Annotated in this window: 23 protein-coding genes; 10 read left to right on the forward strand and 13 right to left on the reverse strand. The window is 63.3% G+C overall.

Going from position 1 to position 22,832, the window contains the following annotated elements; translation table 11 throughout:
* The first annotated feature begins 95 nt into the window (after positions 1-95).
* Complete coding sequence (locus tag F753_RS49355) at positions 96-317, forward strand: hypothetical protein (protein WP_084799407.1); 222 nt, start codon at positions 96-98, stop codon at positions 315-317.
* A gap of 85 nt (positions 318-402) precedes the next feature.
* On the opposite strand, the gene F753_RS45740 is transcribed toward F753_RS49355, so the two are convergent.
* From F753_RS45740 to F753_RS45755, 4 genes are all read right to left on the reverse strand, one after another.
* The gene (locus tag F753_RS45740; RefSeq protein WP_023446809.1) at positions 403-1,878 is read right to left on the reverse strand and encodes a helicase HerA-like domain-containing protein; all 1,476 of its coding nucleotides are present in this window, start codon (positions 1,876-1,878) and stop codon (positions 403-405) included.
* Positions 1,878-2,117, reverse strand: coding sequence for a hypothetical protein (locus F753_RS45745; RefSeq protein WP_023446810.1), 240 nt, complete (start codon positions 2,115-2,117; stop codon positions 1,878-1,880). Before F753_RS45745 ends, F753_RS45740 begins: the two co-directional genes overlap by 1 nt.
* 15 nt (positions 2,118-2,132) lie before the next feature.
* Positions 2,133-2,984, reverse strand: a complete 852-nt coding sequence (gene purU, locus F753_RS45750) for a formyltetrahydrofolate deformylase (RefSeq protein ID WP_023446811.1) — start codon at positions 2,982-2,984, stop codon at positions 2,133-2,135.
* A gap of 176 nt (positions 2,985-3,160) precedes the next feature.
* Positions 3,161-4,189, reverse strand: a complete 1,029-nt coding sequence (locus F753_RS45755; protein ID WP_019818564.1) for an IS30 family transposase — start codon at positions 4,187-4,189, stop codon at positions 3,161-3,163.
* 265 nt (positions 4,190-4,454) lie between these two features.
* Between F753_RS45755 and mvaT the strand changes: the two genes are divergently transcribed.
* Positions 4,455-4,835 (forward strand): histone-like nucleoid-structuring protein MvaT, encoded by a 381-nt coding sequence (gene mvaT / locus F753_RS45760; RefSeq protein WP_003303488.1) that lies wholly within the window; start codon positions 4,455-4,457, stop codon positions 4,833-4,835.
* Between the two features lie 137 nt (positions 4,836-4,972).
* Here mvaT and sbcB read toward each other — a convergent pair whose 3' ends face one another.
* Complete coding sequence (sbcB, locus tag F753_RS45765; protein ID WP_023446812.1) at positions 4,973-6,409, reverse strand: exodeoxyribonuclease I; 1,437 nt, start codon at positions 6,407-6,409, stop codon at positions 4,973-4,975.
* A gap of 237 nt (positions 6,410-6,646) precedes the next feature.
* Here sbcB and F753_RS45770 point away from each other — a divergent pair, with 237 nt between their 5' ends.
* The 6 genes from F753_RS45770 to F753_RS45795 are packed head-to-tail and all read left to right on the forward strand — an operon-like array spanning position 6,647 to position 13,372.
* Entirely contained in the window at positions 6,647-7,354 is a 708-nt protein-coding gene (locus F753_RS45770) for an RDD family protein (protein WP_023446813.1), read from the forward strand.
* Positions 7,351-8,331 carry a stage II sporulation protein M gene (locus F753_RS45775; RefSeq protein WP_003303493.1) on the forward strand — a complete coding sequence of 327 codons (981 nt, stop codon included), beginning with the start codon at positions 7,351-7,353 and terminating at the stop codon, positions 8,329-8,331. The genes F753_RS45770 and F753_RS45775 overlap by 4 nt, the downstream gene beginning before the upstream one ends.
* Positions 8,318-9,868: a DUF4129 domain-containing protein gene (locus F753_RS45780; RefSeq protein WP_031298356.1), complete on the forward strand. Its 1,551-nt coding sequence runs from the start codon at positions 8,318-8,320 to the stop codon at positions 9,866-9,868. The genes F753_RS45775 and F753_RS45780 overlap by 14 nt, the downstream gene beginning before the upstream one ends.
* Positions 9,865-11,037, forward strand: coding sequence for a DUF4350 domain-containing protein (locus tag F753_RS45785; protein ID WP_023446815.1), 1,173 nt, complete (start codon positions 9,865-9,867; stop codon positions 11,035-11,037). The genes F753_RS45780 and F753_RS45785 overlap by 4 nt, the downstream gene beginning before the upstream one ends.
* Positions 11,034-12,047 (forward strand): AAA family ATPase, encoded by a 1,014-nt coding sequence (locus F753_RS45790; protein WP_023446816.1) that lies wholly within the window; start codon positions 11,034-11,036, stop codon positions 12,045-12,047. Before F753_RS45785 ends, F753_RS45790 begins: the two co-directional genes overlap by 4 nt.
* The gene (locus F753_RS45795; RefSeq protein WP_023446817.1) at positions 12,044-13,372 is read left to right on the forward strand and encodes a DUF58 domain-containing protein; all 1,329 of its coding nucleotides are present in this window, start codon (positions 12,044-12,046) and stop codon (positions 13,370-13,372) included. Before F753_RS45790 ends, F753_RS45795 begins: the two co-directional genes overlap by 4 nt.
* Before the next feature lie 7 nt (positions 13,373-13,379).
* Here F753_RS45795 and F753_RS45800 read toward each other — a convergent pair whose 3' ends face one another.
* The 3 genes from F753_RS45800 to F753_RS45810 are packed head-to-tail and all read right to left on the reverse strand — an operon-like array spanning position 13,380 to position 14,681.
* Positions 13,380-13,808: a PilZ domain-containing protein gene (locus F753_RS45800; RefSeq protein ID WP_014821276.1), complete on the reverse strand. Its 429-nt coding sequence runs from the start codon at positions 13,806-13,808 to the stop codon at positions 13,380-13,382.
* Between the two features lie 47 nt (positions 13,809-13,855).
* Positions 13,856-14,278: a DUF4124 domain-containing protein gene (locus F753_RS45805; RefSeq protein WP_031298357.1), complete on the reverse strand. Its 423-nt coding sequence runs from the start codon at positions 14,276-14,278 to the stop codon at positions 13,856-13,858.
* 25 nt (positions 14,279-14,303) lie between these two features.
* Positions 14,304-14,681 (reverse strand): tetratricopeptide repeat protein, encoded by a 378-nt coding sequence (locus F753_RS45810; RefSeq protein ID WP_023446819.1) that lies wholly within the window; start codon positions 14,679-14,681, stop codon positions 14,304-14,306.
* Between the two features lie 148 nt (positions 14,682-14,829).
* On the opposite strand from F753_RS45810, the gene pyk reads away from it, so the two are divergent.
* Complete coding sequence (pyk, locus tag F753_RS45815) at positions 14,830-16,278, forward strand: pyruvate kinase (RefSeq protein WP_003303505.1); 1,449 nt, start codon at positions 14,830-14,832, stop codon at positions 16,276-16,278.
* A gap of 73 nt (positions 16,279-16,351) precedes the next feature.
* On the opposite strand, the gene F753_RS45820 is transcribed toward pyk, so the two are convergent.
* On the reverse strand, positions 16,352-17,293 hold the full coding sequence (locus F753_RS45820; RefSeq protein WP_023446820.1) for an iron-sulfur-binding ferredoxin reductase: 942 nt from the start codon (positions 17,291-17,293) through the stop codon (positions 16,352-16,354).
* The gene (locus F753_RS45825) at positions 17,286-18,416 is read right to left on the reverse strand and encodes a GGDEF domain-containing protein (protein WP_023446821.1); all 1,131 of its coding nucleotides are present in this window, start codon (positions 18,414-18,416) and stop codon (positions 17,286-17,288) included. The genes F753_RS45820 and F753_RS45825 overlap by 8 nt, the downstream gene beginning before the upstream one ends.
* Before the next feature lie 195 nt (positions 18,417-18,611).
* Between F753_RS45825 and F753_RS45830 the strand changes: the two genes are divergently transcribed.
* Positions 18,612-20,135 carry a fumarate hydratase gene (locus F753_RS45830; RefSeq protein WP_023446822.1) on the forward strand — a complete coding sequence of 508 codons (1,524 nt, stop codon included), beginning with the start codon at positions 18,612-18,614 and terminating at the stop codon, positions 20,133-20,135.
* A gap of 54 nt (positions 20,136-20,189) precedes the next feature.
* Here F753_RS45830 and F753_RS45835 read toward each other — a convergent pair whose 3' ends face one another.
* The 3 genes from F753_RS45835 to F753_RS45845 form a co-directional block, all read right to left on the reverse strand.
* Positions 20,190-21,755, reverse strand: a complete 1,566-nt coding sequence (locus F753_RS45835; protein WP_023446823.1) for a methyl-accepting chemotaxis protein — start codon at positions 21,753-21,755, stop codon at positions 20,190-20,192.
* A gap of 156 nt (positions 21,756-21,911) precedes the next feature.
* Positions 21,912-22,133, reverse strand: a complete 222-nt coding sequence (locus F753_RS45840) for a VF530 family protein (RefSeq protein WP_023446824.1) — start codon at positions 22,131-22,133, stop codon at positions 21,912-21,914.
* An 89-nt stretch (positions 22,134-22,222) separates the two neighbouring features.
* Positions 22,223-22,804 (reverse strand): DJ-1/PfpI family protein, encoded by a 582-nt coding sequence (locus tag F753_RS45845; RefSeq protein WP_023446825.1) that lies wholly within the window; start codon positions 22,802-22,804, stop codon positions 22,223-22,225.
* Positions 22,805-22,832 lie beyond the last annotated feature (28 nt).

Below are 22,832 nucleotides of genomic sequence, written 5' to 3' on the forward strand. Positions count from 1 at the left end.
CGACTCCGTTGCAACTGAAAACTTCGGTTACAACCAAAGACGCATCATTCATTTCCAGACGCGTCTTAATTCAAACTAAAAAACAGGATCCTTACGTGACGAAAGACGAACTGCGCGCCGAACTTGAGCGCCAGGCGCAGCGCTTTACCAATGTCTATGGTGGTGAAATTACGACTTACGCGGCTGAACGCGAACCCGAGCGCAAGCCGTGGCGGAAAAAACCCACTGTGCTTGATCAAGTGTTTCAGCAGGAACTGCAGAAGCTTGAACAGGAAAAACATGCCGACTGTGAAAACGCGGCAGCTAAGCAAGGCTGATCCTGACCTTCGTGCAGGACAGGCGCAAGCAGTCAACTATCACATCCGATACAACAGCAGCAGTGAACTGAAAAGCGCCGATAAGTCAGCGCTTACCGCCGAGTAATGAGCCGAGCAACCCTCTGGCCAACTGACGCCCCAACTGACTGGCTGCCTGGCTCAAGGCACTTTTTACGACCCGTCCGGCCAGATCCCCCAGATCGCTGCCTGCACTACTCTTGCTTCGTGCAGGCTTCTCGACCAGACGTTCAGTCTCCTCGACCGCCTGCATGGCCCGAGCACTCAGTATTTCGTAGGCCGACTCACGGTCGACGGGCTTGTCATAACGGCCACGCAAGCTGGACCGCGCGACAAGCTGCATGCGCTCAGCTTCGCTCAGCGGCCCCACCCGCGACTGTGGCGGCGCGATGGCGACGCGCTGCACCATCGCCGGTGTGCCTTTCGCCTCGAGCCCACCCACCAGGGCCTCACCGATACCCAGCTGGGTCAGCACATCCAGCGTCGCAAAGTCCGGGTTCGCACGAAATCCGTCAGCCACCGAGCGCAGTGCTTTCTGCTCCTTGACGGTGTATGCCCGCAAACCATGCTGGATTCGCAGCCCCAGCTGCGCCAGTACCTGGTCAGGCAGATCGGCTGGGGACTGAGTAACGAAATAGACGCCAACACCTTTCGAACGAATCAGCCTCACCACCTGCACCAGCCGCTCCTGCAACGCCTTGGGCGTATCGCCAAACAGCAGGTGCGCCTCATCGAAGAACAGGACCAGCAAAGGCCTGTCGGCATCGCCCCGCTCCGGAAGCTGCTCGAACAGTTCGGCAAGCAGCCATAGCAGGAAGGTCGCATAGACCTTGGGCGCCTCATGCACCAGTACGCTGGCATCGAGCAGATGGATGGGACCTCGGCCGTCCGCCGCGGGGTGCAACAGATCCTCGAGTTGCAGGGCTGGCTCACCGAACAGCGCCTCGGCGCCCTGCTGTTCGAGCGTTGCCAGGCGTCGCAGCAGGGCCTGTGACGATGCACCGGTGAACAATGCACTGTCCTCGCCGAGCAACTGCGGCTCAGCCTTGAGGTGCGCCAACAGCGCCTTGAGGTCCTTCAGATCGAGTAACAGCAGGCCTTCGCGGTCTGCCACCTTGAACGCCGCGTACAAAGCGGCCTGCTGGCTGTCGGTGAGCTGCAGCAGGCTTCCCAGCAGCAGCGGCCCCATCTCACTCAACGTAGTACGCAGCGGATGGCCGCTGCGACCATGCACGTCCCACAGGGTCACCGGGTACGCCTGCGGTTGATGGTTCAGCCAGGGCATGCTGGCGATCCGCTCGGCGATCTTGCCCTGCGGTGCACCGGCAGCACCCAGGCCACAGAGATCGCCCTTGATGTCGGCAGCGAACACGGCAACTCCGGCATCGCTGAACTGCTCGGCCAGACGTTGCAAGGTCACTGTCTTGCCGGTGCCGGTGGCTCCGGCAATCAACCCGTGCCGATTGGCCAGGCGCAGGGACTGGGTATTCGGTTCCCCCACCGCATCGGCGCCGAGTACCAGACGATCGATTGCAGCCTTCATCAACCACGCTCCTTGTCGTGCTCGCACGTACCGGCTGGGGCGCCCTCGCCGGCCGCCGATGCACTCGACGGCCGACCTGCATTGCCCTGCTCAGCCTGAAGCTCGGCCCATAGCGCGGCGGCACCGGCGAACTCGGTGCCCTGCTCGGGCGACAGCGCCTCGGGATCGTATCGCTGAGTACAACCACTGCCGATGACAGGCGGCGCCTTGGCCGCGGCACGTTCGAGGGGATCGGTCACGGATGCTCCCAGATATCAGTTGAACACCATCGTCTTGTTGCTGTGTACCAGCACGCGGTCTTCCAAGTGATAGCGCAGACCGCGAGAAAGCACCATCTTCTCCACGTCCTTGCCGAGCCGGACCATGTCCTCGATGCTGTCGCGATGGCTCACGCGCACTACGTCCTGCTCGATGATCGGGCCGGCGTCGAGTTCCTCGGTGACATAGTGACAGGTGGCGCCGATCAGCTTCACGCCGCGCAGCGAGGCCTGATGATAGGGCTTGGCGCCGACGAAGGACGGCAGAAAGCTGTGATGGATATTGATTACACGCTGGGCGAACTCGTCGCACAGCTCGGACGGCAGAATCTGCATGTACCGCGCGAGCACAATCACATCGGCGCGCTGTTCGCGGACCAGGCGGGTGACTTCGGCGAACGCCTCCTGCTTGTTGGCGGGGTCGACCGGCACGTGGATATAGGGAATGCCGTGCCATTCGACCATGCTGCGCAGGTCGTCATGGTTGGAGATCACGCAGGGAATGTCGCAGTCCAGCTCGCCGCTGTGCCAACGGTGCAGTAGATCGGCCAGGCAGTGGGATTCGCGACTGGCCATCAGCACCACGCGCTTGCGCTGCTCGGAGTCGGTGACTCGCCATTCCATTGAAAACTCACGGGCGATCGGAGCGAACGCCTGACGGAAACCGTCCAGATCGAAGGGCAATGAGTCCGCGCGAATTTCGTGACGCATGAAGAACCAACCGCTCTGGTGATCCGAATGATGGTTGGCTTCAGTGATCCAGCCGTTGTATGTGGCAAGAAAGTTACTGACTTTGGCAACAATGCCAACGCCATCGGGACAGGCAATGACCAGCCTGAAAGTGCGCATCAACGGTTACTCCGACTCAATGGGAAATGCGGCATTCTAGCCCAGCAGACAAAAGCACAGCCATCGCCATTAAGATCGAGGCGCAACGCCAACTATGCGCAACGACGCAAACGGCGCGGCCCGCAGTCCCCCGGTTGTTATGCAGAGGGCGGTTGCAGAAGCTGAGTGCAACACGGTTATTGATTTGAAGCTGGAGCATGATGCCGCATAGCCATGGCTTCCTGCATCACCTCGCCCATGACTTCGATCGGGCACTTGAAATCGAAGCGTTTACGGGGGCGCATATTCAGCTCCAAGGCGATGGCATTCAATTGCTCTTGACTGTGTACCGACAAGTCAGTCCCCTTGGGCAGGTACTGGCGGATCAGGCCGTTGATGTTTTCGTTGCTACCGCGCTGCCAGGGGCTGTGCGGGTCGCAGAAGTAAATAGCGACCCCTGTCTGCTGGGTGATTTCAGCATGCCGCGCCATCTCCCGGCCCTGGTCGTAGGTCATGCTCTTGCGCATCGCCAGCGGCATGCTGTTGAGCGCTGCACTGAAGCCCTCCATCGCCGAGGTCGCCGTTGCGTCGTTCATCTTCATCAGCATCAGGTAGCCACTGGTGCGCTCCACCAACGTGCCTACCGACGAGGCGTTGGCCTTACCCTTGATCAGGTCGCCCTCCCAATGCCCCGGCATCAGCCGGTCTTCGATCTCTGGCGGGCGAACATGAATGCTGACCATCTCAGGGATCTGGCCGCGCCGATCCACGCCACCAGAGCGCGGCCGGCGCGTCGTCTTGCCTTGGCGCAGGCAGACGATCAGCTCCTTGCGCAACTCGCCGACCGGCAAGGCATAGATCGCGTTATAGATCGTCTCACGACAGACGTAGGCATCTCTGAGGTTGGGTATGGTCATGCTGCGCAGCTTGCCGGCAATCTGCTCGGGAGACAAACGCTTACGCAGCATGTGGGCCACCAGTTCGAAGCGCTCGCTGCCCGGCACAAGCTTGCGCTTGGGGCGACAAACCTGGCGCCGAATATTCATCTGTTGCTGGGCGCAGCGGGCCGAGTAAGCACCACTACTGCCTCGATTGCGCTTCAGCTCTCGGCTGATGGTCGAGGGCGACCTGTCAATCAGGCGAGCAATGCCGCGCAGGCTGAAGCCTTGAGCTTGACTGAGTTGAATGATGGCGCGCTCTTCGACGCTGAGTTCGGAATAGGACATAGGGGCAGCACCGTACCGGAAAGGTCAGGTGTTGCACTCAGTTTTCGCGGCCGCCGAGCATAAAAACCAACCGAAAAAAACTTGTCCGATAAAACAGGCTTTCCGCTTGATTTAAGCCGTGCACGGCTGCATTAGCAGCTCTTAGCCTGCGTCACATATCCTTTCAAATAGTAGTGTGGCTTTTTTACAAGGCTATATTTACTTGCGGATTACGCAGGACTATGATTGCTGCCACTTGCGTTCAAACCTATCCCAAGGAAGTCATATGTCACTTATCAATGAGTATCGCGCTACTGAAGAAGCCATCAAGGAACTTCAAGAGCGCCTGAAGTCGCTGTCCGAAGACGACAAGCTGAAAAAGGAACTGGAATTCGAAGGCAAGCTGCGCGAACTCATGGGTGAATACCAGAAGTCCCTGCGCGACATCATTGCCCTGCTCGATCCGGAGGCCTCTCGCAACAGCAAGAGCCCGCGCGCTGCAAAAGCTCCCGCGACCAGCAAGCGTGCCCGCCGCGTGAAGCAGTACAAAAACCCACACAGCGGTGAAGTGATTGAAACCAAAGGCGGCAATCACAAGACCCTGAAAGAATGGAAAGCCCAGTGGGGCTCCGACACCGTTGAAAGCTGGGCCACCCTTCTCGGCTAAGCGGCTACGGTTTTATAACGAACGCCGTTTCTCGACATTAATCATTGATGTCGGGAAACGGCGTTTTTATTTGTGCTGCACTCTTCCTTCCCCGCTCGATTCAGGCGTGGCGCACAAACATACGCCCTCCCCAAGAGTTAATTGCTCAAGCGGTAACGCTCACGCAACCCCTGACCGTACTCGCGCCATTGCTGCAACAGTTGCCGTTGTGCCGGCGTGGCGCCGATCATGAATTGCTCGATATCCGACTCGAACTGCACGAGGGTGTTGGGCGCGCCACATGCCCCATCACTCAGCCGCTGTTGGCAGAACTGACGCCATTGCGCTTGCTCGTCGACGGATAACGCTTCAGGAAAGTTACGCGCGCGGTAACGAAACAACAGCTCGTCGAGGCGCGCATCATCGAATCGGAATGGCTGTTTCACCAGCTCCGCAGGTGACAGGCTACGGACCTGGTCGCACAGCCGCCGGTCGCGGTCCCCGAGAAAACCGTCATACAGCTGCTGCTCCGGATCATCAGTGCCAGCGAAGCGGTCTTCGCGATAGATGTCTTCGAGCTTGGTGCTCCAGATCTGCCGCTGCCCTCGAAGCATCGCTGCACGCTCATGGCAGATCGGCATATCCAGACCAAGGCGCTGGATGTCTTGCGTGCGCAAAACCTTGAGCGGCGCCACCACGGGACACTTGTTGACGTGCACCAGCTTCAAGGGCACCGGCAACCCGCCATCGGCGAGCTGGTCACGTCGGGTATACAGGCGCTGACGCAGCGTTTCAGCCGTTTCCTGCAAGAGCGGCTCCGGTCCGGCCTGCAGATCGCAGACGATCAGCGCGTTGCGATTGCGCGGGTGCCAGCCCAGCGGCAGGACCACCGAGAGAAAATGCCGTGCAGCGGAGAAGCGGCCGGACACGTGCACCATGGGTTCCAGCAACCGGATCTGCTCAAGCACCGCCTGCTTGCGGCGCAGGTTGTAGAGATAGTCGTACAGCCGCGGCTGCCGATCGCGAACGAGTCTGGCCAGGGCAATGGTCGCGCGCACATCGGATAGCGCGTCGTGCGCATTCAGATGTTCCAGCCCGTTGGCCACGCTCAGTCGTTCGAGTTTGAGCGTCACCCGCCCCTCCTCTTCAGGCCAGACCAAGCCTTCCGGGCGCAGAGCATAAGCCGTGCGTACCAGATCGATCAGATCCCAGCGGCTGTTACCGCCCTGCCATTCACGAGCATAGGGATCGTAGAAGTTGCGGTACAGGCTGTAGCGCATCACCTCGTCGTCGAATCGCAGGCTGTTGTAACCGGCGCCGCAGGTGCCAGGCAACGACAGCTGTTGATGCAGACGATGAATGAATTCGGCCTCGCACAAGCCCTTCTGTTCGAGGGTCGCGGGGGTGATCCCAGTGACCAGGCAGGCCGCCGGATGCGGAAGGATGTCGTCGGAGGGACGGCAATAGATGTTCAGCGGCTCGCCGATTTCCTCGAGCGCCTCGTTGGTGCGGATACCCGCCACCTGCAACGGACGGTCGCGGCTGGGCGAGATTCCTGTGGTTTCGAAGTCGTACCAGAAGATGCTTGAATTCACGGGAGAGTCCTTCTCGATCAGCGCGGCAGTCTATCAGCCAGGGCGGCACATCGCCGCGTGCGTCAACCGATCTGCCCGCTCAGCATTGGGTATGCGAACGACATCCTGCAAAGGAGCAGGCACTTCGCCATAATCACCCCCCTCCGGCTTGCCCTCCGCTCAGACGACTCAGGCGCATTGCCGCAGCGGCACTTGCCGCATAGCATCGACCTTTGCCTGCCTCAGACGACTTTACCCTTGCCTTCAGCTCTCGACCGACCATCGCTGCTCGACAATAGCCATCGCGTGGAGACGCCCGAAGGCATCGATCTACTCCTGCGTCCGGCCGGGCTCGTGCCGCGCGCGCTGGCCTTTGCCATCGACCTGGCGATCCGTGCCGCCATCCTGGTGGCCCTCTTCATCATCCTGGGGATGCTGGGCAATTTTGGTATCGGTCTTGGGACGCTACTGCTGTTCCTCGTGCAGTGGTGGTACATGGTGCTCTTCGAAGTACTGAATCAGGGACGCACGCCAGGCAAGCACTGGCTGGGCCTGCGTGTGGTGCATGACGATGGCACGCCGGTCGGCTGGACCTCCTCGCTGACGCGTAACCTGCTGCGCTTCGTCGACATGCTGCCGTTCGGCTATTTTCTCGGCGCACTCAGCTGCCTGGGCCACCCTGCCTTCAAGCGTCTCGGCGATCTCGCCGCAGGGACGCTGGTGGTCTACCGAGAAAGACCGCAAGCGCGCCCGACGCTGCCGGAGGTGGAAGCTGCCAAAGCGCCTTTTGCGTTAAGTCTCGACGAGCAACGCGCGCTTATTGCCTTCTCCGAGCGTCATGCCAGTCTTTCTGCCGAGCGGCGTCTGGAGCTGGCTTCGATCCTTGCCGAACCGCTGGCGGTTACCGACAAGTACGCCGAGGCAAAAATCCATGGCATCGCCCGCTCACTGGTAGGCGCGCCATGAAGCAGGCCACCTTCGAACGCCAGCATCAGGCCGACTGGCACGACTTCATCAGCCAGCTGGACGCGCTGGAGCGCGGCAAGCCGAGCCCCAATCAGGCCAGCGACTTCCCCGCTGCCTACCGCCGTCTCTGCCAGCACCTGGCGCTGGCCGAATCTCGCGGCTACAGCAGCCAACTGATCGATCAGTTGCGCCAGCTCGCCCTGCGCGGCCATCAGCAGTTCTATCGGCACCGCAGTCCATTGCTGGGGCGACTGCTCGGATTCGTCACCGGCGGCTTCGCCCGCGCGGTCCGTGAGCAGTGGCGTTACGTACTGGCCGCGAGTCTGCTCTTTTACGGCAGCCTGATCGGCATGGCCGCCCTGGTCTTCGTCTTCCCCGAGCTGGTCTTCAGCATCCTGCCGCCGGACCAGGTCGCACAGATGGAACAGATGTACGATCCGGACGCCAGCCGTCTGGGTCGCTTCGCCGAGCGGGGCTCGGGCGACGACTGGCTGATGTTCGGCTATTACGTGATGAACAATATCGGCATCGCATTCCAGACATTCGCCAGCGGGCTGCTGTTCGGCCTGGGTACGTTGTTCTTCCTGCTATTCAATGGCCTGACGATCGGTGCCGTCGCGGGCCACCTGAGCGCCATCGGCTACCACCAGCCGTTCTGGTCGTTTGTCATCGGCCATGGCGCGTTCGAGCTGACCGCCATCACCCTTGCCGGCGCCGCGGGGCTGCAGCTCGGTGTAGCGCTGCTGGCACCGGGGCGCCTGCCCCGCGCAGAGGCACTGCGTCAGGCCGCCAAGCGAGGCATTCAGCTGGTCTGCGGGGCCACCTTGTTCCTGCTCATCGCCGCCTTTGTCGAGGCCTACTGGTCATCCATGACCCTGACCTCCCCCCTGATCAAATACATCGTCGGCGCGCTGCTCTGGCTGATCGTGGCCGCTTACTTCGCTTTCGCCGGGAGGGCGCAGCATGCAGCTGAGTGATGCCAGCGTCTCGATCCGCCCGCGCAGTCCATGGGAAGCGCTGGACCTCGGCACCCTGCTCGCCAGGCGCCACGCCAAGCTGCTGATGACGACCTGGGCGGCCGTGACGCTGCCGCTTTTCGGCCTGATCAGTCTGCTGCTGTGGCAGCACCCAAGTCTGGCGTTGCTGCTGTTCTGGTGGCTCAAGCCCCTGTACGAGCGCTTGCCGCTGCACATCCTGTCCAAAGCACTGTTCGGTGAAGCACCGGGCTTTCGAGAGAGCCTGCGGGCCTTCCCCGGCCTGCTGCGGCCACAGCTGTTGGCCAGTCTCACCTGGCGTCGCCTGAGCACGACGCGCAGCTTCGATCTGCCAGTGCAGCAACTCGAGGGGCTCGACGGCAAGCCTCGCAAGCAACGCCTGCTCACGCTCGGTTTGCGCAGCGGTCGCGCGCCCAGCTGGCTGACCGTGGTCGGCGTGCATCTGGAAGGCGCGCTCTGGCTCGGGCTGCTCGGTCTGCTGTATTTCCTCCTGCCGGCGCAGCTGGTACAGCGCTGGAACTGGGAGGATCTGCTCGGGCTGAGCGCCGAATGGCTCTGGCTGGAACATCTGTCCAATCTGCTCTATGCGCTGGTGCTCATCGTCTGGGAGCCTATCTATGTCGCCTGCGGCTTCAGCCTCTATCTCAACCGACGCACTCATCTGGAGGCGTGGGATATAGAGCTGGCCTTCCGTCGACTGCGACAGCGCCTGCTCAGCGCTGCGCCAGCGTTGCTGCTTGCCTGTGGCCTGTTGTTCTGGCCGGCCGCGCACGATGCCTGGGCCGCGGCACCATCGGCCGACACAGCGCAGCAGGGCCCGGAAAGCGAGCGCCTGCTGAATCAGCCCCTGACCAGCGAGACGGCCCGCGAACGAATCGACGCGCTGCTTGACCAACCGCCTTTCCAGCACCGGGAGACGGTCACCCGCTGGCGCTTCGGTGCGCAAGACAGCCCGCAGGAGCCCGGCGCCCTGGCACGCCTGCTCGAACGCCTGCTGCAGGGTGGCTCGCTGTGGCAAAGCCTGGAAAGTTTGGCGCAGGCACTCGAAGTTCTGCTCTGGACCGCGCTGGCACTGCTGATCGCGCTTCTGCTGTGGCGCTACCGCGACTGGCTGCAGACTTTCGGCAGCCGCATACAGCTGCCGACCAGGCGCCGCCAACCTGCACCCACGCAGCTGTTCGGCCTCGACGTCGCGCCCGAAAGCCTGCCAAACGACGTTGCCAGCGAGGCCGAACGACTCTGGCAGCAAGATCCGCGTGCAGCTCTGGCAATGCTCTATCGCGGTTTGCTCAGCCGCCTGCTGCACGATTTCCAGCTGCCGTTGAAGGCCGCGCATACCGAGGGCGAGGTGCTGCTACGCGTGCGTCAGCTTCAGCGCGAACCGCTATCGCGCTTTGCCGAGCAGCTTACGCAGCATTGGCAGCACCAGGCCTACGGGCATCGGAACGCCGAAGACGTGGTCCGTGACGAACTGTGTGCCGGCTGGCGCGCGCTGTTCGCCGAGGACTCGAGGCCATGAACCGGCTTCGCCCTCGCCTGCTCGCCGCAGCCGCCGTTGTGCTGTTCGGCCTGCTGGCCATCTGGTTGGCCGGCAAGCTGCAACCCTATAAAGACGTCGTCGAGCACGGCCCGACCCCGGAGGCGCGCAGCAATATCTACCTGGCCGCCGAACTGTTCCTGCGCGACCTCGGCCTGCAGGTCGCGCATCAGGAAGGCATCGCCGGACTTGAGACCTTGCCTACCACTGGCCAGACGCTGCTCCTGCTCGGTGACCGCGGCAACCTGACCCCGCGGCAGACCGAGCGCCTGCTGGGCTGGGCAGCCGCCGGCGGCCATCTGGTCGTGGTCGCAGAGCGGCTGTGGGATGAAGAGACCGGCAAAAGCGGCGACCTGCTGTTCGACCGGCTCAATCTGCAGCAGTACGCAGTTGACGATCTGGACGATGATGCGCAGACACCGCAGTCATCCACAGCCGAGCAGCATCCGCAGCTGACCAAGCTGTATCTGGAGAATGAAAGCGCGCCGGCCTATCTGGCCTTCGATACCGACTTTCATCTCTACGATGCCGACAATCGCGCCCACGCCTGGGCCAATAGCGCAGGCGCCACGCACATGCTGCAATTGCAGCACGGTGACGGGCTGATCACCGCCCTGACCGACAGCTGGATCTGGCAGAACCGCAACATCGACCAGTACGACCATGCCTGGCTGCTCTGGTATCTGAGCCAGGACAGCGCGGTGACCCTGGTGCACCGCAGCGAGCACGACGGCTTGCTCGCACAACTGCGCCGCCATTTCCCCGAACTCCTCACCGTGCTGGGCCTGCTCGTGGCACTCGCGCTCTGGCATGCCGGGCAACGCTTCGGCCCACTGCAGGCTCCGCTCAACCCGGCACGTCGCCAGTTGCAGGAGCACCTGCGTGGTTCGGCGGAGTTTCTGTTGCGCCATGGCCGCCAGCACAGTCTGCTGCAGCCGCTGCAACAGGATATCCGGCGCCGAGCGGGGCAACGTCATCCGGGCTTCGAGCAGCTTCCGCCGAGTGCCCAGCTGCCACTGCTCGCCCGTCTCTCCAGCCTGCCGATCGCCCGCATCGAACTGGCCATGCGCCCACTGCCGCAGCAACGTCTGTCGGCCACCGAATTCACCCGACAGGTCGCCCACCTGCAAACCCTCAGGAACGCGCTATGAGCGAACACACCCCAGAATCCGACAACCCTGCTCCGGCCACCAACCCGGTAAGCCAGCGCCTGCGAGCCAGCCAGCTCGCCCAGGCACTGCGTGACGAGCTGCACAAGGCGGTGATTGGCCAGGACGAAGTCATCGATGGCGTTCTTACCGCGCTGATCGCTGCCGGCCATGTGCTGATCGAAGGCGTGCCGGGGCTGGGCAAGACACTGCTGGTACGGGCGCTGGCACGCTGCTTCGGCGGCGAGTTCTCGCGCATCCAGTTCACCCCCGACCTGATGCCCAGCGACGTTACCGGCCATGCCGTCTACGACATGCAGAGCGAGCAGTTCAAGCTGCGCAAGGGCCCGGTGTTCACCAACCTTCTGCTGGCCGACGAAATCAACCGTGCACCAGCCAAAACCCAGGCCGCTCTGCTCGAGGTGATGCAGGAGCGTCAGGTCACCCTGGAAGGCAAGGCCCTGGCGGTTCCGCAACCTTTTCTGGTCATGGCCACGCAGAACCCCATCGAACAGGAAGGCACCTACCCCCTGCCGGAAGCCGAGCTCGACCGCTTCATGCTGATGTTGCGCATGGATTACCCGCAGGCGAACGAAGAACTGGAGCTGGTACGCCAGGTCACCCGCTCGGCACGCGCCGACATGCTCGACGTCAGCGCCTTACGCCAGCTGGTGCAGGCCCGCGATGTGCTGGCCCTGCAGAAGATTGCCAGCGAACTGCCGCTGGACGATCAGGTACTGGACTATGCCGTGCGCCTCGCCCGCACCACTCGCAGCTGGCCAGGGCTGGCGCTGGGTGCCGGCCCCCGCGCATCGATCGCGCTGGTTCGTGGTGGTCGCGCCAAAGCGCTGCTGCGTGGCGGCGAGTTCGTCACGCCTGACGACATCAAGGGTTGCGCGCTGGCGGTACTGCGTCACCGGGTGCGCCTGTCGGCAGAACTGGACATCGAAGGACTGTCGGTGGACCAGGTGCTGCAGCAGCTACTCGATCAGGTCGCGGCGCCACGCGCATGACGCCATCCCGTCGCCTGCTCGTTGCGCTGGCTGCGCTGGCGCTCGCGGCCATTCCTCTTGGCGTTCTTGCCGCGTTCGGCGTCGAAGCCGGGCACTGGCGGTCCGCCTGGTGGGGCCTGTTGCTGGCGCTGGGTATGGTGACATCGCTCGACGCCTTCGCCTTGAGGCGACTGCCGTCGCCTGCGCTGCAACGCAGCCTGTCGGGCAATCTGCCACTGGGCCACTGGAGCAGCGTGCAACTGCTGGTGCGCAACGAACATTCCCGCACCATCGAGCTGGAGCTGTTCGACCAGGTGCCTGAGGGCATGAGCTTCGAACAGCTGCCGCAACGCATGCGCCTGCAGCCCGCCGAGCATTGCCAACTCGACTACCGCCTGCGCCCGACCCGCCGCGGCCAGTTCTTCTTCCAGCACTGCGACCTTCGCCTGGCCAGTCCGTTGGGCCTCTGGCGCAGCAAACGCCAGCTGGAGCTTGCCGGGGAGACGCGGGTGTATCCCGACTTCGCTCGATTGCACGGAGCCAGCCTGCAGGCGATCGACGTCTGGTTGAATCGCCTCGGCGTCCGCCAGCAACCGCGCCGCGGGCTGGGGCTGGAATTTCACCAGCTACGCGAGTTCCGCGAGGGCGACACCCTGCGGCAGATCGACTGGAAAGCCACGGCGCGGGCACGCATGCCGATTGCCCGCGAATATCAGGACGAACGCGACCAGCAGATCGTGCTGATGCTCGACTGCGGTCGGCGTATGCGCAGCCAGGACGCCGAACTCACGCACTTCGACCATGCCCTCAACGCTGCCCTGCTGCTGGCCTATGCCGCGTTGCGCCAGGGCGATGCCGTGGGCGCCTGCACCTTCGCCGGCGAACAGCCGCGTCACGTCACGCCGGCCAAGGGCCAACAGCAACTTCACGTGTTACTGAACGGTCTTTACGACCTGCAGCCCACCCAGCAGCCCGCAGACTACGGCGCAGCGGTCGATCGGTTGCTGGCCCGGCAACAGCGCCAGGCACTGGTTATCGTGCTGAGCAACCTGCGCGATGAGGACGATGTCGAGCTGCACGGGGCGCTGAAGCGGCTCTCACGCAAACATCGGGTGTTGTTGGTGAGCCTGCGCGAAGAAGTGCTGGACCAGCTGCGCCTGCGGCCGGTGCAGAGCCTGGACGACGCGCTCGACTACTGCGGCGCCCAGGACTACCTGAACGCCCGTCAGGCGCTGCACAAGCGCCTGGCGGCCCATGGCATGCCGGTACTCGACGTCCAGCCTTGCGATCTGGGGCCGGCACTTATCGGGCGTTATCTGGCGTGGAAGAAAACCGGGACGCTGTGAGCGCGGCTCACAGACCGTGGCAGCAGTCCTTGTCAGTAAATCGATCCGATGCCGGGCTGGCATGATGCGCCAGAGGGATGTGTAACATCGGCTGGAAACTGAAGTAGTGATGCAGGGCAGCGATCATTTCGCGGATATCCCCGGGCGGGTCGATCAGGGAAAAACCGGTGTCATAGCTGCCCGGCGTCACATCCTCGCTTGACCACAAACTGAACGCACTGAAATCCACTTGCCGCAGTTGACCGCTCTGGCCCGGAATCTTCAGGCGCATCTCGAAGCGAACACCAAGCATCATCGGATAGGGGCTGATCAGCATCAGCCCGCCCTCGGACAGGTTGCCGATGAAGCCCAGCGGCTTCTCGGTGAACCGATTGAATACGTTGAGGTAGTACGGCAACTGATGCCGCTGGATACGACGCTGGTTCGCCATGTTCATGTCGTCGGAGCCTTCAGCCTTAACCCTGCAATTCGAGTCCTGTCGGCTCAACTGCATTCCTGGCTGATACGCATCGCCAGGCGCTGTCGAGCCGCCTCTACTTCACTTTCACTGTAGTAGACGCGCTCTCCGGCTGCATCGTTACGAAAAAAACGTCCGCCAAGCTGCAGTCGCGACAACTGGCTGCGCAAGCCTTGGCATTCCTGCTCGCGCGCAGCGCGCGTCTTGCTGGCCTGCTCCCTCGCTGCCTGCTGCTCCTGCCGCCGCGCATCGAAGAATCGTTCGCTGCGCGCCTCACGCTCACGGGTCTGGTCGTCGCGTTCGACGACCTGGGGCCGAACCTCGACCCGCTCGGCTCCGGCCGCGGGGCGCTGGCCGAAGTGAACCTGTCCGTTGGCATCGGTCCAGCGATAGATCTGCGCATCTGCCAGTGCAGGCAGCAGCATCGCGGTCATCAGCAAAGCTCGCATGATCCCTCACATGGCTTTCATGAAATCAACGTTTGGCCGGCTGAACCACCGGCGGTGCCTCGGCATGATAGTGGCCCAGCTGCCTCAGCGTCTCCAGGCGCGCACGAGCGCGATAGGCGTACTCGCTGGCAGGGTATCGCTCGACGATGAAACGATAGGTTTCGCCAGCGTCGACGAACAGACCCTGGCGCTCCAGACACTGGCCGCGCAACAGTGAAATCTCCGGCTGGACCTGGCTGCGCGGCTTGCTACGGCGTTCTGCCTGCGACAGTGATTGCATCACCCGCTCGCAGTTGTCGGCCTCGTAGTACTGGTAAGCCGCATCCAGGTGGCGATCGAAAGCATGGCGACTGCTGCAGCCGACGGTCAGAAGACTCAGGAAAACGATGATCAGGGTGCGCATGGGTTCCGCCGTATGCCCCTGTATCGACCGAGCTGGAAAAAGCTGCAGACAGCCCGTCAGCCGGACGCAAAGAGTAGTGGTCGCCGAGCGATGACTACAACCGGCGAGCATAGTAGCCTCGGGGCCAGCCAGAAAAAGGAGCAATTGAATGATTCCGCGTCGCACCAAGATCGTCGCCACCCTGGGCCCAGCGAGCAGCTCGCCGGAGGTGTTGGAAAAGATGATCGTCGCCGGGCTGGACGTAGCCCGCCTGAATTTCTCCCACGGCAGCCCCGACGAGCATCGTGCCCGGGCTGAGCTGGTGCGTGAAATCGCCGCGCGCCACGGCCGCTTCGTCGCGCTGCTCGGAGACCTGCAGGGGCCGAAGATCCGCATTGCCAAGTTCACCGACAAGCGCATCGAGCTGAAGGAAGGCGACCAGTTCCGCTTCTCCGTGACCCATCCGCGCGACGCCGGCAATCAGGAAGTGGTCGGCATCGATTACCCGGATCTGGTCAAGGATTGCGGCGTCGGCGATGAGCTCCTGCTCGACGACGGCCGCGTGGTGATGCGCGTCGACAACGCCACCGCGGACGAACTGCACTGCACCGTACTGATCGGTGGCCCGCTGTCGGACAACAAGGGCATCAACCGTCGCGGCGGCGGCCTGACTGCCCCGGCACTGACCAACAAGGACAAGGCCGACATCAAGCTGGCCGCGGATCTGCAGCTGGACTATCTGGCCGTCTCCTTCCCGCGCGATGCCGCGGACATGGAGCTGGCCCGTCGCCTGCGCGACGAGGCCGGTTCCGACGCCTGGCTGATCGCCAAGATCGAGCGGGCCGAAGCGGTCGCCGACGACGAGGCGCTGGACGGCCTGATCCGCGCCAGCGACGGCGTGATGGTGGCGCGCGGCGATCTCGGGGTGGAAGTTGGCGATGCCGAGCTGGTCGGCATCCAGAAGAAGATCATTCTGCACGCGCGTCGCCACAACAAGGTGGTGATTACCGCGACGCAGATGATGGAGTCGATGATCCACAGCCCGATGCCGACCCGCGCCGAGGTATCCGATGTAGCCAACGCCGTGTTGGACTACACCGATGCGGTGATGCTCTCGGCCGAAAGCGCCGCCGGCGAATACCCGATCGAAGCGATCAAGGCCATGGCCCGCGTGTGCTGCGGTGCGGAGAAGCACCCGACCAGCACTAAGTCCGGCCACCGCCTCGGCCAGCAGTTCGAGCGCTGCGACGAGAGCGCGGCGCTGGCTGCGATGTACACGGCCAACCACTTCCCGGGCGTCAAGGCCATCATCGCCCTGACCGAAAGCGGTTACACGCCGCTGATCATGTCGCGCATCCGTTCTTCGGTGCCGATCTTCGCATTCTCGCCGCACCGCGAAACCCAGGCACGGGTCGCGCTGTTCCGCGGCGTGCAGACCATCCCGTTCGATCCGGCCGCGCTGCCCGCGGACAAGGTCAGCCAGATGGCGGTCGAGGAGCTGCTCAAGCGCAATATCGTGCAGCCCGGTGACTGGGTGATCCTGACCAAGGGCGACAGCTACCACGACAGCACAGGCGGTACCAACACGATGAAGATCCTGCGCGTCGGCGATCAGTAAGGTTGGCAGGGAATCACACGAGGCCGGCTCTTTAGCCGGCCTCGTGCTGTCTGCAAGATCGAACGGGAGCCAACTACCGCGGCTGAGTCGCGCTGACGAACGCGTCGCTGAATATCTGTCCACGCGGCAGGCCCGCGAGAAACAGGCGCCTGGCGCAGGCGTCGACGAACGCCGAGCCGCCGCAGAGCAGCGCGATGTCCCGCCGCGACGTTGGTCGTAGCGTCGAAAGCATGCTGTCACGCTGTTGCGCATCGACCCATTGCAGCTCCAGGTTCTCGTGCCTATCCGCCAACTCCTGCAACGGCCCGCGCAGGTAGTGCTCGTCGCGGCAAAAATGCACCAGCCTGATCGTCCCGGCATGGCCCTGGCGCAGGCTCTCGCGCAACAGGCTGAATAGAGGGGCCAACCCGGTTCCCGAAGCCAGCAGCAATAAAGAGCGCTCAGACCACTCCGGCTCGTAATGCAATGCACCACCGTGCAGGTCGCCCAGCCGCAGCGTGTCGCCCGCGCGCAGCTGCCGCGCGGCATCGCAGAACGCCCCCGGCCTGGAGCAATCGAGATGAAACTCCAGCCAGGGATCGTCGCCGGGAACACTGGCCAGCGAATACGGCCTAGCGATGCCGGCACCAGTCCACAGCAACAGGTGCTGACCTGCACGATAGCGCAGCGGCCGCTCCGGCAGCAGACGCAGGCGCAGCACGCTACCGCTCAGCCACTCGGCGCTTTGCACCTGAGCGGGCTGCCCGTCGCGGCGAGGATCGAAGACTTCTACGCCGAGGTCCTCCTCGACACTGCACTGACAGGCCAATCGCCAGCCGGCCGCATGTTGCTCGGGCCGTAGCAGGTCAGCTTGCAGCTCGCGCGGTGCGCCGTCGACACAGCGCACCAGGCAGGCGTGGCAGCTGCCGGCGCGGCAACTGTAGGAAACGGGCAGGCCGGCAGCGATCAGGGCGTCGAGCAGGTTAGTAGCGGGCGCGACCGACCAGCGCTTGCCGGCGCAATGCAACTCAGGCATCGGCGGTGACCCAGGCGGGTTCGCAGCGATTGCGTCCAGCGCGCTTGGCTCGATAGAGCGCTTCGTCGGCACGTTGCAGCGCCGCGTCCAGATTATCTCCAGCATTCAGCAGGGTCAGGCCGATCGACAGGCTGAGATGTCCGGCTTCGATCTTGGCATCTTCCGGTTCGGCGTTGGCGAAGGCCTCTCGCAGGCGCTCGCAGCACGCGGTGAACTGCTCGGCGTCGGTATTGGGTAGCAGTAGCACGAACTCCTCGCCGCCATAACGGGCCAGCACATCGTCATCACGCAGACAGGACCGCGCCACGCTGGCAAAGGCCTGCAGCACGCGGTCTCCGGTGGCATGGCCGTGGATATCGTTGATGCGCTTGAAGTGATCCAGATCGATGAGCGCCAGCCCCGATTGATGTCCCTTGCGCAGGCGGTTCAGGTCGCCCTCGGCGATACGCAGGAAGCGCCGCCGGTTGTATAGGCCCGTCAACTCGTCGGTAGAAGCCAGATCCTCCAGTTGACGCATCATTCCGCGCAGGGTGTCCTGATGTGCCTGCAACGCGAAACGCCGCTGGCGCATGCGCTGGCGCAAGCGATACACGTGGCCGGCGAACAGACACATCCAGATCAGCGTCACCAGCAGCACGCTGGCCTGCAGCAGGAACACATCGGTCTCGATAGGCCGCTGCAGGTAGTAATCCAGCGCAGCCATGCCGACGAAGCTGACGAAGGCCAGCGCGGCGTAGCGAATGAACACCTTGGGCGGCAGGAAGACGGCAAACATCAGCACCAGCAGATAGAGCACCAGCAGCGAACCACGCGCGCTACCGAGGTTGAACAGAAAGGTCGTCAGCCACAGCAGCCCCACCAGGACCTGCGGCTCAGTCAGGCTGGGATCCTTCGAGCGCAGGTTGATGCCTCGGTGAAACAGCCAGAAGAACAGCAGCTGACTCACCACAATCAACTCCGACTGCACCACGGCGCTGGCCACCGAGGCCTGATAGAAGCCCCCCGCCACCGCCACCCAGGTCAGCACCAGGCCCAGACCGTAGGTCACGGAGGCCAGTGCGAATCGCCGCGTAACCAATTGCTGCAATGTACGCAGATCGGTCTCGTCACGCATCGCACTCATAGGGATCCTTCCCGCTGTGGCAATTTGCCGCACTCTACGCTTACCGAAAACAAAATCCTAGCCAGCATTCGCATCGCTCCAGGTCCATCCGTGTACCGCGCAGCTTGACGCGTTATACTGCGCCGCATTTTTTCGCGGCGCGTCGACTGCCACCCCCGACGCGCCTCTTAATCGCCCCGTATGAGGACGCGCTGCATGACCGTGATCAAGCAAGACGACCTGATTCAAAGCGTCGCCGACGCTTTGCAGTTCATTTCTTACTACCACCCCGTGGACTTCATCCAGGCGATGCACGAAGCCTACCTGCGTGAAGAATCCCCGGCTGCCCGCGACTCCATGGCGCAGATCCTGATCAACTCGCGCATGTGCGCCACCGGTCATCGCCCGATCTGTCAGGACACCGGTATCGTCACCGTGTTCGTCCGCGTCGGCATGGACGTGCGCTGGGACGGCGCGACCATGAGCCTGGACGACATGATCAACGAGGGTGTGCGCCGCGCCTACAACCTGCCGGAAAACGTCCTGCGTGCTTCGATCCTGGCCGACCCGGCAGGTTCCCGCAAGAACACCAAGGACAACACCCCGGCCGTCATCCACTACTCCATCGTTCCCGGCGACAAGGTGGAAGTGGACGTCGCAGCCAAGGGCGGCGGTTCCGAGAACAAGTCGAAGATGGCCATGCTCAACCCGTCCGACTCGATCGTCGACTGGGTGCTGAAGACCGTGCCGACCATGGGCGCCGGCTGGTGCCCGCCGGGCATGCTCGGCATCGGCATCGGTGGCACCGCCGAGAAAGCCGCGGTGATGGCCAAGGAAGTGCTGATGGAGTCCATCGACATCCATGAGCTGAAAGCCCGTGGCCCGCAGAACCGCATCGAAGAGCTGCGTCTGGAGCTGTTCGAGAAGGTCAACCAGCTGGGCATCGGCGCCCAGGGCCTGGGCGGCCTGACCACCGTGCTCGACGTCAAGATCATGGATTACCCCACCCATGCCGCATCCTTGCCGGTATGCATGATCCCCAACTGCGCCGCCACCCGTCATGCGCACTTCGTACTCGACGGCTCCGGCCCGGCCAGCCTGGAAGCGCCGTCGCTGGACGCCTACCCGGAAATCGTCTGGGAAGCCGGCCCGAGCGCACGCCGCGTCAACCTCGACAGCATCACCCCGGAAGAGGTGCAGAGCTGGAAGCCGGGCGAGACCATCCTGCTCAACGGCAAGATGCTCACCGGTCGCGACGCCGCGCACAAGCGCATGGTCGACATGCTGAACAAGGGCGAAGAGCTGCCGGTAGACCTCAAGGGCCGCTTCATCTACTACGTCGGCCCGGTCGATCCGGTCGGTGACGAAGTGGTTGGCCCGGCTGGCCCGACCACCGCGACGCGCATGGACAAGTTCACCCGTCAGATCCTGGAAAGCACCGGCCTGCTGGGCATGATCGGCAAGTCCGAGCGCGGCCCCATTGCCATCGAAGCGATCAAGGACAACAAGGCGGTCTACCTGATGGCGGTTGGCGGTGCGGCTTATCTGGTCGCCCAGGCGATCAAGAAGTCCAAGGTGCTGGCCTTCGCCGAGCTGGGCATGGAAGCGATCTACGAGTTCGAAGTGAAGGACATGCCGGTCACCGTCGCCGTCGACACCAACGGCGAGTCGGTGCACATCACCGGCCCGGCGATCTGGCAGCAGAAGATTGCCGACAGCCTGGCGGTCGAGGTGCAATAAGCGACACGCCAATAAAAAGCCCGGCTCGATGCCGGGCTTTTTATTGCCCGGCAATCAGCGGTTGAAGCGTTCGACCAGTGCCCGCAGCCCGTGCGCTGCGCATTCCAGGTCGCGACCGCGCTGCATGGTCAGGTCCGCCTTGCTGACATTGCTGTCAGTCGTGACGGCAATACGGGTGACCTGACGAGCAATGTCTTCGGCCACATGCGCCTGCTCTTCGGCAGCGGCAGCCATCTGCTGGCTCATCCCGGCAATGCGGCCGACCGCCTCGCGAATGCCCTGCAACGCCTGCTGCGCCTCGACGACCTGGGCCAACCCCTGGGCCGCCTCCTTGTCACCCACCTGTGCAATTGTCACGGCCTCACCCGCCTTGCTGGTGAGCGACTGGATGATGGCCTGGATCTGCTGCGTCGACTCCCGCGTCTTGCTCGCCAACGCACGCACCTCGTCGGCGACCACGGCAAAGCCCCTGCCCTGCTCGCCAGCACGTACGGCCTCGATGGCAGCATTCAGCGCCAGCAGGTTGGTCTGGTCGGCGATGCTCTGGATCATGCCGGCAGCGGATACGATCTGCTGGGTTTCGCCAGCCAGCTCGTTGACCACGTTGCCGATGTTGGTGACGGTCGCCGCCAGCATTTCCATCGCCTCGCGGGAACTCGCTGCGACCCGATCACCGTCGTCTGCCAGCGCGTTCGCCGTCCTCGCCTCCTCTGCCGTGTGCTGCACGTGCCCGGCGACCTCACTGATCGATGCGGTCATCTGCGTCACCGCGGTGGCCGTCATGTCCGTCTCGCCGCGCTGCTGGCGCAGCTCGTTTTCGGTCTGGCTGGCCAGCGAATAGGTTTCTGCCGATGCACCGGCGACCTGCACGGCCAGATCGGACAGACGCGTCAACGCCGTACGCAACCGCGCGTCTTCACTGACCAGGGCCATCTCCAGCCGCGCCGCATTGCCATGCCGCTGGGTGTAGGTCAGGGCGACCACCGGATCGGTGAAGGCTTCGGGTACGCGCTGCAGGATGCTCAGCAACTGGCGTTCCGCAGCGAAGTGACAGCTGAGCCCGAGCACGAAGAACAGACCGAGCACGACGAGCGCTTCCACTGCCGGCGGCAGCCAGAAGATTCCACCGGCCGCCAGCACCGCGGCGCCCATCGGCATCGCCAGTGCACGCGTCCAGCCCTGCGCGCGCCGGCTCAACGAAACCGCCGGCCGGCCGGTACGCAGGCGCTCGTACAGCGCCGTCGCCTGGGCGACCTGCTCGGCGGTCGGCTTGACCCGCACTGACTCGAAGCCGGTCAGCTTGCCATCGTCGAAAACAGGCGTGACGTAGGCGCTGACCCAGTAGAAATCGCCGTTCTTGCAGCGGTTCTTGACCACCCCCATCCAGCTTTTGCCGGCCTTCAGGTAGCGCCACATCACCTCGAACACGGCGGGTGGCATGTCCGGGTGGCGGACCAGGTTGTGGTCACTGCCGATCAGCTCGGCTCGTGAGTAGCCACTGATGGCGACGAATTCGTCATTGCAATAAAGGATTTTGCCCTGGTTATCCGTCGCCGAAATCAGCCGCTGATGCGCCGGAAAGGTCCGTTCGGTGTTGCTTACCGGTCCGTTGTTTCTCATCGCCCGAACTCCCTGCCAGCGATTTGCTGAAAAATGCGACTCATCGGTCACGACGAATCAATCTGTTACAAGAGTCGGGCGGCGCAAAGCGAACTTGAGAGGGGACGGAAAGTATTTGCCGAACGGCATCGGCAGGTAGTGCCGCTCGTGAGCGGACTAGCGACCGCCGTTCTGTTCTGCGATGTACAGCGCTTCGACTTTCGCCCTGGCCCAGGGCGTCTTGCGCAGGAATTTCAGGCTGGACTTGATGCTCGGCTCATTGCTGAAGCAGCGGACATCGACGCGCTCGGCAAGGCCGTCCCAGCCGAAGCGAGCATGCAACTGGACCAGAATGGCCTCCAGCGTCACGCCATGAAGGGGGTCTTTTGCTTGAGTCATGGGGCACTCACGAACACGAGGGCATAGCCTCACGGATGAAAAAACCCGCCGCGCGGTCTGCGGGGCGGGCTTGGGTGACGGTCTGCATCTTACAGGCTGATGCGAGTTCCGAGCACCTCGAGGAATGCCGCCAGCCACGCCGGATGGGCGGGCCATGCCGGAGCGCTGACCAGGTTGCCATCGGTATGCGCCTGATCCACGGCAATGTCCACGTACTCGCCACCGGCCAGCTTCACCTCGGGTGCACAGGCGGGATAGGCACTGCAGGCACGCCCCTTGAGCACGCCCGCGGCAGCCAGCAGCTGGGCGCCGTGACAAACGGCGGCGATTGGCTTCTTGGCCTCATCGAACGCACGCACCAGCGCCAGCACCTGCTCGTTCAGGCGCAGATATTCCGGCGCCCGGCCACCGGGAATGACCAGGGCATCGTAGTCTTCGGCCCGCACGTCGGCGAAGTCGAAGTTCAGCGCAAAGTTGTGCCCCGGCTTCTCGCTATAGGTCTGGTCGCCCTCGAAATCGTGAATCGCGGTGCGCACGCTGTCGCCGGCCTTCTTCTCCGGGCACACGGCATGCACGCGATGGCCAACCATCTGCAGGGCCTGGAAAGGCACCATGGTTTCGTAGTCTTCGGCGTAATCACCCACCAGCATCAAAATGTTCTTCGCCGCCATTGGATCGTCCTCTTCGCGCGGGTTTGGA

This window comes from Stutzerimonas chloritidismutans AW-1 (genome assembly GCF_000495915.1).
GTDB lineage: Bacteria > Pseudomonadota > Gammaproteobacteria > Pseudomonadales > Pseudomonadaceae > Stutzerimonas > Stutzerimonas chloritidismutans.

Excerpts from the sequence above, each read along its gene's own strand:
- F753_RS45740 (WP_023446809.1), bottom strand. The coding sequence starts at position 1,878 with ATGAAGGCTGCAATCGATCGTCTGGTACTCGGCGCCGATGCGGTGGGG.
- purU (WP_023446811.1), bottom strand. The coding sequence starts at position 2,984 with ATGCGCACTTTCAGGCTGGTCATTGCCTGTCCCGATGGCGTTGGCATT.
- F753_RS45755 (WP_019818564.1), bottom strand. The coding sequence starts at position 4,189 with ATGTCCTATTCCGAACTCAGCGTCGAAGAGCGCGCCATCATTCAACTC.
- mvaT (WP_003303488.1), top strand. The coding sequence starts at position 4,455 with ATGTCACTTATCAATGAGTATCGCGCTACTGAAGAAGCCATCAAGGAA.
- F753_RS45775 (WP_003303493.1), top strand. The coding sequence starts at position 7,351 with ATGAAGCAGGCCACCTTCGAACGCCAGCATCAGGCCGACTGGCACGAC.
- F753_RS45780 (WP_031298356.1), top strand. The coding sequence starts at position 8,318 with ATGCAGCTGAGTGATGCCAGCGTCTCGATCCGCCCGCGCAGTCCATGG.
- F753_RS45785 (WP_023446815.1), top strand. The coding sequence starts at position 9,865 with ATGAACCGGCTTCGCCCTCGCCTGCTCGCCGCAGCCGCCGTTGTGCTG.
- F753_RS45790 (WP_023446816.1), top strand. The coding sequence starts at position 11,034 with ATGAGCGAACACACCCCAGAATCCGACAACCCTGCTCCGGCCACCAAC.
- F753_RS45795 (WP_023446817.1), top strand. The coding sequence starts at position 12,044 with ATGACGCCATCCCGTCGCCTGCTCGTTGCGCTGGCTGCGCTGGCGCTC.
- F753_RS45800 (WP_014821276.1), bottom strand. The coding sequence starts at position 13,808 with ATGAACATGGCGAACCAGCGTCGTATCCAGCGGCATCAGTTGCCGTAC.
- F753_RS45805 (WP_031298357.1), bottom strand. The coding sequence starts at position 14,278 with ATGCGAGCTTTGCTGATGACCGCGATGCTGCTGCCTGCACTGGCAGAT.
- F753_RS45810 (WP_023446819.1), bottom strand. The coding sequence starts at position 14,681 with ATGCGCACCCTGATCATCGTTTTCCTGAGTCTTCTGACCGTCGGCTGC.
- pyk (WP_003303505.1), top strand. The coding sequence starts at position 14,830 with ATGATTCCGCGTCGCACCAAGATCGTCGCCACCCTGGGCCCAGCGAGC.
- F753_RS45820 (WP_023446820.1), bottom strand. The coding sequence starts at position 17,293 with ATGCCTGAGTTGCATTGCGCCGGCAAGCGCTGGTCGGTCGCGCCCGCT.
- F753_RS45825 (WP_023446821.1), bottom strand. The coding sequence starts at position 18,416 with ATGAGTGCGATGCGTGACGAGACCGATCTGCGTACATTGCAGCAATTG.
- F753_RS45830 (WP_023446822.1), top strand. The coding sequence starts at position 18,612 with ATGACCGTGATCAAGCAAGACGACCTGATTCAAAGCGTCGCCGACGCT.
- F753_RS45835 (WP_023446823.1), bottom strand. The coding sequence starts at position 21,755 with ATGAGAAACAACGGACCGGTAAGCAACACCGAACGGACCTTTCCGGCG.
- F753_RS45840 (WP_023446824.1), bottom strand. The coding sequence starts at position 22,133 with ATGACTCAAGCAAAAGACCCCCTTCATGGCGTGACGCTGGAGGCCATT.
- F753_RS45845 (WP_023446825.1), bottom strand. The coding sequence starts at position 22,804 with ATGGCGGCGAAGAACATTTTGATGCTGGTGGGTGATTACGCCGAAGAC.